Source organism: Enterobacter sp. 3U4 (assembly GCF_057224565.1).
In genome coordinates this window covers 4329507-4342161 of record NZ_CP136665.1, presented here as the reverse complement: position 1 = coordinate 4342161, position 12655 = coordinate 4329507, and the positions used below count along the sequence as shown (strand labels likewise).

Annotated in this window: 13 protein-coding genes; 3 read left to right on the top strand and 10 right to left on the bottom strand. The window is 57.3% G+C overall.

Annotated elements, in window-relative coordinates:
• Window positions 1-31 precede the first annotated feature (31 nt).
• Entirely contained in the window at window positions 32-901 is an 870-nt protein-coding gene (gene pldA / locus RVY89_RS20645; RefSeq protein ID WP_133295316.1) for a phospholipase A, read from the bottom strand.
• A 163-nt stretch (window positions 902-1064) separates the two neighbouring features.
• Between pldA and yigI the strand changes: the two genes are divergently transcribed.
• Window positions 1065-1532: an acyl-CoA thioesterase YigI gene (yigI, locus tag RVY89_RS20640; protein ID WP_008501538.1), complete on the top strand. Its 468-nt coding sequence runs from the start codon at window positions 1065-1067 to the stop codon at window positions 1530-1532.
• A gap of 51 nt (window positions 1533-1583) precedes the next feature.
• The gene (gene rarD, locus RVY89_RS20635; protein WP_484826325.1) at window positions 1584-2480 is read left to right on the top strand and encodes an EamA family transporter RarD; all 897 of its coding nucleotides are present in this window, start codon (window positions 1584-1586) and stop codon (window positions 2478-2480) included.
• Between the two features lie 77 nt (window positions 2481-2557).
• Here the strand turns inward: rarD and corA are convergent, their stop codons facing one another.
• The 8 genes from corA to lptM all read right to left on the bottom strand — a co-directional run bounded on the left by corA (window position 2558) and on the right by lptM (window position 9487).
• Complete coding sequence (gene corA / locus RVY89_RS20630) at window positions 2558-3508, bottom strand: magnesium/cobalt transporter CorA (protein ID WP_008501540.1); 951 nt, start codon at window positions 3506-3508, stop codon at window positions 2558-2560.
• Window positions 3509-3659: 151 nt separating this feature from the next.
• Window positions 3660-3716 (bottom strand): YsgD/CorL family protein, encoded by a 57-nt coding sequence (gene ysgD / locus RVY89_RS20625; RefSeq protein WP_212743980.1) that lies wholly within the window; start codon window positions 3714-3716, stop codon window positions 3660-3662.
• A 149-nt stretch (window positions 3717-3865) separates the two neighbouring features.
• Window positions 3866-6028 carry a DNA helicase II gene (uvrD, locus tag RVY89_RS20620; RefSeq protein WP_023333805.1) on the bottom strand — a complete coding sequence of 721 codons (2163 nt, stop codon included), beginning with the start codon at window positions 6026-6028 and terminating at the stop codon, window positions 3866-3868.
• Window positions 6029-6104: 76 nt separating this feature from the next.
• Entirely contained in the window at window positions 6105-6821 is a 717-nt protein-coding gene (yigB, locus tag RVY89_RS20615; RefSeq protein WP_484826324.1) for a 5-amino-6-(5-phospho-D-ribitylamino)uracil phosphatase YigB, read from the bottom strand.
• Window positions 6821-7723 carry a tyrosine recombinase XerC gene (xerC, locus tag RVY89_RS20610; RefSeq protein ID WP_484826323.1) on the bottom strand — a complete coding sequence of 301 codons (903 nt, stop codon included), beginning with the start codon at window positions 7721-7723 and terminating at the stop codon, window positions 6821-6823. Before xerC ends, yigB begins: the two co-directional genes overlap by 1 nt.
• The gene (locus RVY89_RS20605; protein WP_048989630.1) at window positions 7720-8427 is read right to left on the bottom strand and encodes a DUF484 domain-containing protein; all 708 of its coding nucleotides are present in this window, start codon (window positions 8425-8427) and stop codon (window positions 7720-7722) included. Before RVY89_RS20605 ends, xerC begins: the two co-directional genes overlap by 4 nt.
• Complete coding sequence (gene dapF, locus RVY89_RS20600) at window positions 8424-9248, bottom strand: diaminopimelate epimerase (protein ID WP_008501545.1); 825 nt, start codon at window positions 9246-9248, stop codon at window positions 8424-8426. The genes RVY89_RS20605 and dapF overlap by 4 nt, the downstream gene beginning before the upstream one ends.
• Before the next feature lie 35 nt (window positions 9249-9283).
• Entirely contained in the window at window positions 9284-9487 is a 204-nt protein-coding gene (lptM, locus tag RVY89_RS20595) for an LPS translocon maturation chaperone LptM (protein WP_024907980.1), read from the bottom strand.
• Between the two features lie 135 nt (window positions 9488-9622).
• On the opposite strand from lptM, the gene cyaY reads away from it, so the two are divergent.
• The gene (gene cyaY / locus RVY89_RS20590; RefSeq protein ID WP_484826322.1) at window positions 9623-9943 is read left to right on the top strand and encodes an iron donor protein CyaY; all 321 of its coding nucleotides are present in this window, start codon (window positions 9623-9625) and stop codon (window positions 9941-9943) included.
• 91 nt (window positions 9944-10034) lie between these two features.
• Here cyaY and cyaA read toward each other — a convergent pair whose 3' ends face one another.
• Window positions 10035-12578, bottom strand: coding sequence for a class I adenylate cyclase (gene cyaA / locus RVY89_RS20585; protein ID WP_023309629.1), 2544 nt, complete (start codon window positions 12576-12578; stop codon window positions 10035-10037).
• Window positions 12579-12655 lie beyond the last annotated feature (77 nt).

The following is a 12655-nucleotide window of genomic DNA, read 5'->3' as shown; positions in this document are numbered from 1 at the left end:
TCAACGTTTAACGCAAAAACATTCGAGCAACTTAGAGAATATCGTTCAGCATCACGCCCACGCCGACGCGGGTCTGGTTGAAGTTGTAATCGATAAGCGACTCGCCGTAACCGCTGTAGACTTGCGTATAAAGGCGAACATGCTTGCTTACCGGATAGCTTAAGCCCACTTCCGCACCGCCGTAGCCGGTGTTCCAGTTGTACTGGCCTTTCGCACTCAGCACGGCATCACCCAACTGGTAGCCGACTTTAAGCTGGTAGTAGCCCATATATTTGGTGATATCCGGGTTGTCATCCGTGCTGCCGACCACATACCACGGCTTCACTTCCACCATCCAGTTACCGTTCTGCGCCATCAGGCGCGTATAGGCGCGGTTCCAGCTACGGGATGTCGGATCGGAACGTCCGTTAGAATCATGGTTAAAGCCCACTTCTACATCGCGAAGCGTCCACCCGGCAAATTCATAATCCGTTGCGAAGCCGAGGAAAAGCTGCGGCTCATAGTTGGTTTCGCGGAACGGCGAGGATTCCCCGCTGTTAGAGAGCTGCCACCAGGACTTCTGCGTATAAGAGGCACCAAACACCGAGTTCGGCCCCAGAATGCCGCGCCAGAACGGGAAGGCGAGGCTGAGCTGGAATTTCACCTCATCTTTACGCGCATTATCAGACCAGTTATAGGAGCTTATCGCCTCTTTGTTGAGATCGCTGGTCTGTGTATAAATCACGTAGTTGGTGTCATACGGATAGAGCGTGAACGGATTGTCATGCTCCTGAAGAAGGTTTGCGATAATGCTACCGTGAACGGCAGGCTTATCGTGCACCTCTTTGATTGTCGCTTCCTGCGCATATGCTGTGAGGGGCAGCGCAACCGCCGCCAGTAACCAGGCCAGATACGTCCGCATCGGTGGTGTTCTCCTGCAAAAGAGTAAAATTGATTGAATAGTTATGTGGCGGACATTCTACAGACTTCTGCGACAACTGCTGCATCCTCGTTTCTGAAAGTGGCATTCCTTGTTGCCGCGGCATAAAATCAACATTTCGTTAACAATAAGGATGTGATGCCTCATGTCAGCCATGCTTACCGCCGAAGAAGTGTTAAAACTCGTGGGCGAGATTTTTGTTTACCATATGCCGTTTAACCGCGCGCTGGGACTGGAGCTGGAGCGTTACGAGAAAGACTTTGCTCAGCTGAGCTTCAACAACCAGCCGATGATGGTGGGTAACTGGGCGCAAAGTATTTTGCACGGCGGCGTGATTGCCTCCGCGCTTGACGTGGCGGCAGGTCTGGTCTGCGTGGGCAGCACGCTGACGCGCCATGACACCATCAATGAAGACGAACTTCGCCAGCGCCTGGCGCGCATGGGCACCATTGATTTGCGCGTCGACTATCTTCGTCCGGGGCGCGGAAATCGCTTTACCTGTACCAGCAGCCTGCTGCGCGCGGGGAATAAAGTTGCCGTGGCGCGCGTTGAGTTACACAACGAAGAACAGGTTTATATCGCCAGCGCAACCGCCACTTATATGGTGGGTTGAGGCGGCAAAATCGGGTAAAATTGATTCACTTTTTTGTAACGGATTTTCCCGATGGATGCTAAACAGACGCGGCAGGGCGTTTTACTCGCCCTTGCCGCTTATTTTATTTGGGGTATCGCCCCGGCGTACTTCAAGCTTATCGCCTACGTTCCGGCTGACGAGATCCTGACTCACCGCGTTATCTGGTCATTCTTCTTTATGATTGCGCTGATGAGCCTCAGCCGTCAGTGGTCGGGCGTCAAAACACTGCTGCAAACCCCGAAGAAGATCTTCCTGCTGGCACTTTCTGCCGTGCTGATTGGCGGCAACTGGCTGCTGTTTATCTGGGCGGTGAATAACCATCACATGCTCGAGGCGAGCCTGGGGTACTTCATTAACCCGCTGGTGAATATTGTGCTGGGGATGATTTTCCTCGGCGAACGCTTCCGCCGGATGCAGTGGTTAGCGGTGATTCTGGCCTTCTGCGGCGTGCTGGTGCAGCTGTGGACATTCGGCTCGCTGCCGATTATCGCCCTCGGTCTGGCGTTCAGCTTTGCCTTCTACGGCCTGGTACGCAAGAAGATCGCGGTGGAAGCGCAGACGGGGATGCTGTTTGAAACCCTGTGGCTGCTGCCGGTGGCGGCGATTTATCTCTTCGGCATTGCCGACAGCCCAACCAGCCACATGGGCAACAACCCGTGGTCGCTGAACCTGATGCTGATGGCGGCGGGCGTGGTAACCACTATTCCACTGCTGTGCTTCACCGGCGCAGCGACACGTCTGCGTCTCTCCACGCTGGGCTTCTTCCAGTACATTGGCCCGACGCTGATGTTCCTGCTGGCAGTGGTGTTCTACGGCGAAGTGCCGGGTGCGGATAAGATGGTGACGTTCGCCTTTATCTGGGTAGCGCTGGCGATTTTCGTCGCCGATGCGATTTATACCCAGCGCAGGGTGCGCAAAGGGCTGTGATGTTGCCCTCCCCCTCTCCCACAGGGAGAGGGAATTCGATCGTAGGGCGGGTAAGCGCGGCGCCACCCGCCAGATTTTTACAGCCAGTTCCGGCGTTTGAAATAGAGATACGGCGCCAGGCCCGCGAGGATCATAAAGATAATCGCCCCCGGGTAACCAAAGCTCCACTTCAGCTCCGGCATAAACTCGAAGTTCATCCCGTAGCTGGATGCCACCAGCGTCGGCGGCAGGAACACCACGGACACCACCGAGAAGATCTTGATGATGCGGTTCTGCTCGATGTTGATAAAGCCCATCGCCGCCTGCATCAGGAAGTTGACCTTCTGGAACAGGGATTCGTTGTGAGGCAACAGGGATTCGATATCTCGTAAGATCTCACGCGCCTGCTCCAGCTGACCGCCCGGCAGACGCGCCTTGCGCACGAGGAAGTTCAGCGCGCGCTGGGTATCCATCAGACACAAACGCACCTTCCAGCCGATATCTTCCAGCTCCGCCAGCGTGGAAAGCGCTTCGTCGTACTCATCGCCCTGATGGCCTTCCATGATCACGCGGCTCAGCTTTTCCAGATCGCTGTAGATGTTTTCAATTTCATCCGCCAGCTGTTCAATTTTGGTCTCGAACAGATCGAGCAGCAGCTCGTACGCGTTGCCGTCTACCATCGCCTGGCTGCGGGCACGCATGCGGTAGAGGCGGAATGCCGGCAGCTCGCGCTCGCGCAGGGTAAACAGACGACCGTCACGAATGGTAAACGCCACGGTGGAGTTGCCCGCGTGGTCTTCGGCATCTTCAAAGAAGAAGAAGGAGTGAATATGCAGACCGTCTTCGTCTTCAAAAAAACGCGCAGAGGCTTCGATGTCTTCCAGTTCAGGGCGCGTTGCCAGGCTTTGCCCCAGCTCAGATTGTACGCGAAGGCGCTCATCGTCGTCCGGCTCGACCAGATCCACCCATACGGCATCAATGAGGGGCTGTGACTCTTCGGCTTCAAGCCGAGTCAGTCGGTTATTTTCGAGTTGAAATGCGCTCAACATGACCGGGACTCCCAATGCAAAAAAATATCGGACAGTTCGGTGGGCACACAGAAACAAATTGGGTTTCAGACCATTAAACAGCCTGACTCAGCGCGACGGGAATAGAGCAGTCGCTGACAACCACTAAGGCCATCAGCAAGAGGAGATAGCCTTAGGAGTTGTTCCTGGATGACAGGGAATTGAGCCAGTATCTACTGGGTGTGTCCAAGGCGAATGTCCTCTTAGCGTAATCGTGCGCGCATGTTACGCCAGCTATAACTGTGGCGTCAACACGCAACGGAACGCTGAAGGGCATTAATTGACCTTCACTGTATAAGGCTAGCAGATTATTGCAAAATAATGATATTTTTCTGAATGTTAGACTGTTTCCAGCTTCGCGTAGGCCGCCACCAGCCATTTGATCCCCTGCCCCTGGAACGCCACCTGCAGGCGGCTGTGCTCGCCGCTGCCTTCCAGATTCACAATGGTGCCTTCGCCGAACTTCGAATGGCGCACGCGCTGGCCCAGCTTGTAGCCGGTGTCGGTTTCCGCAATTGGCGAGCCCATGCGCTGATGGCTGACCGGACGGCTGATGCTCGCCCGCAGACGTACCTCTTCCACGCACTCTTCCGGCAGTTCACCGATAAAGCGCGACGGACGGTGATAGACCTCTTTACCGTACAGACGGCGGGTTTCAGCGTAGGTTAGCGTCAGCTTTTGCATCGCGCGCGTCACGCCCACGTAGGCCAGACGACGCTCCTCTTCCAGACGGCCGCCCTCATCCAGCGACATCTGGCTCGGGAACATCCCCTCTTCCATCCCGACGATGAACACCTGCGGGAACTCCAGGCCTTTGGCGGAGTGCAGGGTCATGAGCTGAACCGCATCCTGCCAGGTGTCCGCCTGCCCTTCGCCCGCTTCCAGCGCGGCGTGGGAGAGGAACGCCTGCAGCGGCATCAGGTCTTCGTCTTCTTCGTTGTAGCTGAACTGGCGCGTTGCCGTCACCAGTTCCTCTAAGTTCTCAATACGGGTCTGGCCCTTTTCACCTTTCTCCTGCTCGTACATGGTGCGCAGGCCGGAGTCTTTAATCACCCGGTCGGTCTGCACGTGCAGCGGCATGTCGGCGGTTTCCTGCGCCAGGGCGTCAATCAGCTCAAGGAAGCGCTGTAATGCGCTGGCGGCACGTCCGGCAAGGGCTTTTTCCTGCAGCAGCTCGCGGCACGCCTGCCAAAGCGTCAGCTGGCGATCGCGCGAGGCCTGTCGCACCACGTCCAGCGTGCGATCGCCAATCCCGCGGGTTGGCGTGTTCACCACGCGTTCAAACGCTGCGTCGTCGTTACGGTTGGCAATCAGACGCAGATACGAGAGCGCATCTTTGATTTCCTGACGTTCGAAGAAGCGCATGCCGCCGTAAATGCGGTACGGCATGCTCACCTGCAGCAGCGCCTCTTCCAGCACGCGCGACTGGGCGTTGCTGCGATAGAGAATGGCGCACTGCTCCAGCGCGCCGCCGTTGTCCTGCCAGGTTTTGATGCGGTTGACCACGAAGCGGGCTTCGTCGAGTTCGTTGAACGCACAGTAAATCGAAATCGGTTCGCCATCGACGCCGTCGGTCCACAGCTTTTTACCCAGACGCCCGTTGTTGTTCTCAATCAGGGCGTTAGCCGCGCTCAGAATGTTGCTGGTTGAGCGGTAGTTCTGCTCCAGTCGGATAGTTTGCGCGCCGGGGAAATCGTTGAGGAAGCGCTGGATGTTCTCCACCTGCGCCCCGCGCCAGCCGTAGATAGACTGGTCGTCATCGCCAACGATCATTACCTTGCCGGTATCACCGGCCAGCAGGCGGATCCATGCGTACTGGATGTTGTTGGTATCCTGGAATTCGTCCACCAGGATATTGGTGAAGCGTTCACGGTAGTGCTGCAGGATGTGCGGCTTGTTGAGCCACAGCTCGTGGGCGCGCAGCAGCAGCTCGGCGAAATCCACCAGACCGGCGCGATCGCACGCTTCCTGATAGGCCTTGTAGACGTTCTGCCAGGTCTGCTCGACCGGGTTGCCGAAGCTCTGAATGTGGTGCGGGCGCAGCCCCTCGTCTTTCTGACCGTTGATGTACCACATCGCCTGACGCGGCGGCCACTGCTTCTCGTCGAGGTTCATCGCCTTGATCAGGCGCTTCAGCAGACGGAGCTGGTCTTCGCTGTCGAGGATCTGGAAATCCTGCGGCAGGTTGGCGTCCATGTGGTGCGCACGCAGCAGGCGGTGCGCCAGACCGTGGAAGGTACCGACCCACATGCCGCCCTGGCTGGTGCCCATCAGCTGCGCGATGCGGTGGCGCATCTCCGCCGCCGCCTTGTTGGTAAACGTGACCGCCATGATGGAATACGGCGAGCAGTTCTCCACGCTCTGCAGCCAGGCGATACGGTGAACCAGCACGCGCGTCTTACCACTGCCCGCTCCAGCCAGCACCAGCAGGTTGGTGCGCGAGGCGGCAACCGCGTCACGCTGTTTGTCATTAAGGCTGTCGAGCAGGTAAGAAACGTCCATTGGCACCGTCACGTCATGTCGGGCAGGCGAATCGCATTCGCCAAAACCCTGTTAATTTATACAGAACAATTGATGATTATATCAGCGTCGTGAGGGATGCCAACCGCGAAATTTCCACGTGCGGCAGAAGACGGCTATCGTAGGCGATCATCAGGTCAGCGTTTTCCGGCTTGATCCAGCAGGCCTGCATGCCGCAGCGGATGGCGCCAGCCACGTCCGTGGTCAGGTCATCCCCCACGTGCAGGATCTCACCCAGCGGCAGGTTAAGCTTATCCGCCGCCAGATGGTACATGTCACTGAACGGCTTCGCGCGCCCGTGAGGACCCGCACGCAGCACGAATTCAAAGTAATCGCTGAGGCCAAACAGCTCCGGCTGGGCATTGCCGTTGGTGATAGCCACCAGCGGCCACTTTTCGGCAAGCTTCGCCAGCGTGTCGTGGGTTTCCTGCGGCACGTCGATACGGCTGCGCCATTTGGCGAAGTTTTCCATGGCCGCTTCCGCCCCAATGGCGGCATCCTGCGCGCTCAGCCCAACGTTCAGCATCGCCTGCTCAACCGCGCGACGACGCCATTCGGTCACGTCGTGGTAAATGTCCGGCTCGGTCTCCCGCAGGGACTGGCGCAGCTTCTGGAAGTCCTTGTTCTGTATCGCCTTCAGCGCGGGATGGTAGTTCTGCACAAACGCCAGCGACTCCTGCTCGGTACGCAGGATCACCTCGCGGTTGTCATAAAGAGTGTCATCAAGGTCAAACGTCAGGGCCGAGATCTGACCGAGTGGGCGGTAAAAACGCATTATTTCCCCCGTTTGGCGCGTGGATGCGCCGCGTCATACACCGAGGCAAGGTGTTGGAAGTCTAAGTGGGTATAGATTTGAGTGGTCGACAGGTTCGCGTGGCCAAGCAGTTCCTGCACGCCACGCAGATCGCCGCTCGATTCAAGCATATGTGTTGCAAAGGAGTGGCGCAGCTTGTGCGGGTGCACGTGGCTATTCAGCCCCTGCTTAATGCCCCACTCCGCAAAGCGCTTCTGCACGTTACGCGCCGAGATCCTTTTACCGAGTTTCGACAGGAACAGCGCATCCTCTTCGGTGCCAAACAGCCCGCGCAGGTCAAGCCAGTGTTCAATCCAGGAGACCGCATTGCGGCCAATCGGGAGGCGGCGCTCTTTGCTGCCCTTACCCATCACCCACACTTCACCCGATTCCAGATCGAGATGCTTGAGGTCAAGGTTGACGAGTTCAGACAGACGCAGCCCTGCGCCGTACATCACCTCCAGCATCGCGCGGTCGCGAACGGCCAGCGGATCGTTAAGGTCGATATCCAGCAGGCGGTTTACGTCATCGACGTCGATATTTTTAGGCAGATGGCGCGGCGCTTTCGGCGTGGCGATCCCCTTTGCCGGGTTGGCTTTTAAGCCACCCTTGCTGACCAGCCAGTCGAAGAAACTGCGCAGCGCGGAGAGCCTGAGCGCCAGGCTCGCCGGGCTGAGATTTTTTTTACGGCTACGCACGACGAACCCGCGTACCGTCGCAGCGTCACATTGTTGCCAGCTTTTCAGGCCGATTTCGTCGGCAATCTGCATGATGGCATCAAGCTGACGCTGGTAGTTGAGCAGGGTAATGGGGCTAAGCTGACGCTCCACGCCGAGATAGCGCAGAAAGCGCGAGACGTCAGTGGCGAGAAGTTCGTCCGTCATACGCGCTCAATCCAGCGCTCCAGCAGCTCGGGCAGCATCAGGGCGATCTCCTGCAGCAGGTGCGTGGCTTGCCCCTGCTCATAGTGATGCGCGTCGCGGCTGGTAAATAACATGACCCCCAGATCGCCATCGCGCCCCATCAGCGACATCGCTACCGAGCCAATCGCTTTGGCTTCAGGTAACACCACCAGCAGCTCAGGCCCGTTCAGCGGCCCCAGATAGTGGTGCTCATGGCCCAGACGCTGAATGCGCAGCGGTTCAAATGCCTGACGGCTGAGCGCCAGATGGGTAAACCCCGACGGCGCGCCAATACGCCAGCGGTCAGGGAACAGACGAATCGTTGCGCCTGCCAGCCCCAGCTCCCGGGCCCAGCGGTGAAAGCGGCTGAGGAACTCGTCAAGGCTGTGCGCCGACGCCAGACGCGCCTGCAGATGCAGCAGACGATAGAACAGGCTTTCGTTGGTGCTGGCCTGCTCCATCAGCAGAGTCATGTTCTCTTCAAGCTGATTGATATGGTTGCGCGCGCGCGCCATGTGCCATTCCACCAGCGACACGGTCCCGCGAACCGGATGCGGCACGCGCATCTCTTCGACGACGCGTGCATTGCGAATAAAAAACTCAGGATTGCGCAGCAGATAATCAACAACAGCTCTGTCGTCCAGTTCCGTCACTGTTTCCTGCAGTTCTTCCCCTGGTTGTTTCATAGATGGATAAACCCGTCATAGACATGTGCCGCCGGGCCAGTCATATACAGTGGATGACCCGGTCCTTTCCAGGCGATATCAAGCCGACCGCCCGGTAATTCCACGCGAACCTCTTCTGCCAGTAACCCCTGGGAGATGCCCACGGCCACCGCCGCACAGGCGCCGCTTCCGCAGGCCTGAGTCTCGCCCGCGCCGCGCTCGTAAACCCGCAGGCGAATGTGCTCGCGCTTCACCACCTGCATAAAGCCGATGTTCGCGCGCTCCGGGAAACGCTCGTGGCTTTCCAGCACCGGGCCAAGCGTTTCGACCGCGGCGGTTTCCACATCATCAACCTGAATCACGCAGTGTGGGTTACCCATTGAGACGACGCCGCACAATACTGTCTGCTCGGCCGCACGCATAATATAGGTCTTTTCCGCTTTGTTTGCGCGAAACGGCACGACGGAGGGCTCGAAGTTAGGTTCGCCCATGTTCACGCGCACCAGCTCATCATCGGTGACGCTGAGCACCATGCGACCATTGGCCGTGCTGACGCGAATATCACGCTTGTTGGTCAGCCCTTTCAGGCGGACAAAGCGGGCAAAACAGCGCGCGCCGTTGCCGCACTGGTTAACTTCGCTGCCGTCCGCGTTAAAAATACGGTAGTGGAAATCGAGGTCGGGATCGTACGGCGGCTCGACCACCAGCAGCTGATCGAACCCCACGCCCAGATGCCGATCCGCCAGGCGACGGATCAGTTCCGGGGAGAAAAACACATTCTGCGTTACCGCGTCGACGACCATAAAATCGTTGCCAAGGCCATGCATTTTAGAGAACTGCATCATTTGCTCCATTGCGCGGGTACAGAACGTTGTCGTCAGAGATTAACCTGAGTCGGGCCACCGTTGTCGCCACGGTCGTTAGTATTTGGCGTGGTAGACTCAATGCCGCTGTTAACCGGTTTCGTCGGCGGCGGTGCGGTTTTATCCGCAGGTGGGAAGTACAGTGGTCCCTTCAGTCCGCAGCCAGTCAGGCTAAACAGCGTGATGAGAACGGCAAGCGTTCGGAAAGCGTTTTTCATTATAAAGTTGCCCGTAAGTTCAAATCTGTTTCTATCATCGCAGGAGAAGACACAAAAGCAAGAGTTTGCCGCTTTCCTGCAACGGGAATTATTTAGGGTTATACTGCCGGCATCACGAAAAACAGGAACAAAACCATGAACGACAGTGAATTCCATCGCCTTGCCGACAACCTGTGGATGACCATCGAAGAGCGTATTGACGACTGGGACGGCGACAGCGATATCGATTGTGAAATCAACGGCGGTATTCTGACCCTGAGCTTCGAAAATGGCAGCAAAATTATTATTAACCGCCAGGAACCGCTTCACCAGGTCTGGCTGGCCGCGAAACAGGGCGGCTATCATTTCGATCTGAAAGACGGGAAATGGGTTTGCGACCGCAGCGGCGTAACATTCTGGGATCTGCTGGAACAGGCGGCGACCGCGCAGGCGGGTGAGGCGGTGAGTTTCAGGTAGTTTTGTCGCCCGGTGGCGGCTACGCCTTACCGGGCCTACCACGGTTCAAACCGTAGGCCGGGTAAGCGTTAGCGCCACCCGGTGAAAAGGCTCAGGAGAAATACTGCTGCAACAGCGGCGCGGTGTCCTGATTGGCAGGCGCGGCAGGCGTGACGGCCTGGGTACGGAACGGGATCACCTGCGTACGACCGTCGACGTTCACAATCTGGTAGAACTGCGGCAGGTTAAAGTTGATAAAGCTTGAGCCGTAGGTGAAACGGTCATGCGAAGAGGAGTAGAAGCGGCTGACGTCGCGCACCAGCTCCTCTTTACTGCCTTCACAATGGTGATACACCTCGGCGCGGTTGGTCTCATCCAGAATGTAGATGTTGAACCCGGCATCGTCGCCCGACTCTTCAAAGAAGAACTGAATAATCCCTTCGCTGGCAAAGCCGTCCACCACCTGCGGGAGCTTAACGTGGTTGGTTTCCACCTGCACCGACAGACCGTGCAGCTTGTTATGCGAAATCGCGCCGTAGAATTCGATGGCGTTTTCCAGCTTCTGTACCGACACGTTGAGACGCTCAAAGAACAGGCCCCAGGTCTGGCCGGAGACGCGCAGCGCTTTAAAGCGCCCGGTTTCCTGACGGGTACTGGAGAGACGCAGCTCGATACATTCCGAGACCAGCTGCTGCACGCGGGTACGAATCAACCCACGCAGATGCTGGCTGTAGCAGAACACTTCGACGCTATCCGGCGGCGCGGCATCCTGGTGCATCTTGCCGAGAATGGTTTTCAGCGCCTCGATCATCGCCTGCTCGCCGTTGAAGTGCAGGGTACGCACTTCGTTCCACGAGTTGCGGTAGAGCAGGTCCACGCTGCCTACCAGACAGTTTTGCTGCTCGCCAAAGCTAAAGACGTCCAGCTTGCGGAAGTCAAAATGGACCACCTGATTGCGGAAGGCCGCCGTCGGGTCGTATTCCAGGTTGACGATGATCGCCAGATGGCGAATCTCGCACGGGCTGTAGAGCGCTTTCGGCGTTGGGGCAGGCAGACGCAGCGGGAAGTGGTGCGACACATCCGCGACCATCTCCTGCAGCTTAGCGAGATCGACCACCTCGTTGCCTTTGATAAACAGGCGCGTGCGCGAGGTCAGCAGGCCGTTAAACCAGGCCCAGGCCACCAGCTTGTTCAGATAGCGGTTATATTCCAGCGGCTGATGGCTGATGATTGAATCCATGCTTGGCGCACGGTTGTACAGATACCACCCGGTGCGGTTCGCGCGGCCCGGCGGTACGTAGATAAAGGTCAGGTTTGGTTCTGACAGATCTGGCGAAATCTGCGGGTTAACCAGGGTGACTTTACCCGGCAGCGCTTCAAACGCGGCGTACAGCTTACGGGTCAATACCCCGATGTCCTGCGGGCTGGCGGAAACGCTGAGGTTGTTACGGCGCGCAAAGCGGATCAGGTTACGGTAGCTTTGCATCATCGCATCGAGCAGTTCGTTGTGCGCTTCACGCACCTGATCGATTTTCCAGTTGGCCCGGTTGTCGAGCATGGACAGACGCGCTTCGTCCCATCCCCACTCTTTCACTAACTGACTGACCACTTCACGACGCCAGCCCACGCAGGCGCGCTCGCGGCTCAATTTCTCACAGACTTTGAGATAGAAACATCGACGCACCAGGTCAAGACGCGTGGTGTCATCAATGGCTTTCAGGTACTCGGTTACGCGCTCAAGCATCATGCAGTAGGCGTCCAGCCCGAAGGAGACGATTTCCCCGTCGTGCAGGCGCTGCTTGATATCTTTCGCCAGCAGGCGCGGCGTAGGGTATTCCCATGAATAGGCTTCAAGCAGCAGCGTTTTCAGCACCGCTTTGTACGGTGAGTCGATACTTTTATAGAGCTGCCAGAGACTTGCGCCAAAGTACTCTTCTGCAGACAAAGAGCTCAGGCCGCCAAGGTCCAGCCATTCGTTTGGCGTCAGTACGCCCTGCGCATAAAGCGACATGACGTAGTCATCGTAATGCTCTTCTTCTTCGCACGGGACCATATTCCACAGAATACGCTTTCCGGCCAGACGCACAGCAGTACGGTAAAATTCATCCAGCAATAAGATGTGCTGAGTCGAGCCGCAGTCCTCACCACCCAGACTGCCGCTTTCGTTATGGCGGAAACGGTTTTCATCAATCAGGAAGAAGCTCACTTCCACGCCGAGCGATGCCGCCCAGCTCTCCAGCAGGCTGCATTTACGCTGCAGCAGCTGACGCTCGTCGTTATCGAGCCAGGACTGATGGCAGACCCAGATGTCCAGGTCCGAAGAACAGCTTTGCCCTACCGATGAGGTGCTCCCCATTGAATAAACGCCGGTAATCGGCAGTTCGCCTTTTGGGGACTCCTGTGGCGGCATGCCGCGGTAGAGTTCCAGCTCGTTAAGATAATGCTGTTGGGTTTCATCAGGCGTGAAAAGGCAAATGCCCTGGGGAACGTTACCATCAAGGTAGCCAGGCATCAGCGGGTGGTGATAGTGCAATAATGTCGGCAGCAGACTGTATACCTGCTGGAATGCAGGGCCCATAGCAGCAAGCGCGCGATCCACACGCAGTTGATTTATGGCATCCAGTCTCTGTTTCAGAGTCTCAATATAGAGGTACAAGACGTATCGCCTGATGTTTCCGGGTGTCGCAAGCTATTCAAAACACGAATGACAGCGGACCCGCAGTATTTCAAAAA

Coding starts and splice junctions, on each gene's coding strand:
- pldA (WP_133295316.1), bottom strand. CDS start 901: ATGCGGACGTATCTGGCCTGGTTACTGGCGGCGGTTGCGCTGCCCCTC.
- yigI (WP_008501538.1), top strand. CDS start 1,065: ATGTCAGCCATGCTTACCGCCGAAGAAGTGTTAAAACTCGTGGGCGAG.
- rarD (WP_484826325.1), top strand. CDS start 1,584: ATGGATGCTAAACAGACGCGGCAGGGCGTTTTACTCGCCCTTGCCGCT.
- corA (WP_008501540.1), bottom strand. CDS start 3,508: ATGTTGAGCGCATTTCAACTCGAAAATAACCGACTGACTCGGCTTGAA.
- uvrD (WP_023333805.1), bottom strand. CDS start 6,028: ATGGACGTTTCTTACCTGCTCGACAGCCTTAATGACAAACAGCGTGAC.
- yigB (WP_484826324.1), bottom strand. CDS start 6,821: ATGCGTTTTTACCGCCCACTCGGTCAGATCTCGGCCCTGACGTTTGAC.
- xerC (WP_484826323.1), bottom strand. CDS start 7,723: ATGACGGACGAACTTCTCGCCACTGACGTCTCGCGCTTTCTGCGCTAT.
- RVY89_RS20605 (WP_048989630.1), bottom strand. CDS start 8,427: ATGAAACAACCAGGGGAAGAACTGCAGGAAACAGTGACGGAACTGGAC.
- dapF (WP_008501545.1), bottom strand. CDS start 9,248: ATGCAGTTCTCTAAAATGCATGGCCTTGGCAACGATTTTATGGTCGTC.
- lptM (WP_024907980.1), bottom strand. CDS start 9,487: ATGAAAAACGCTTTCCGAACGCTTGCCGTTCTCATCACGCTGTTTAGC.
- cyaY (WP_484826322.1), top strand. CDS start 9,623: ATGAACGACAGTGAATTCCATCGCCTTGCCGACAACCTGTGGATGACC.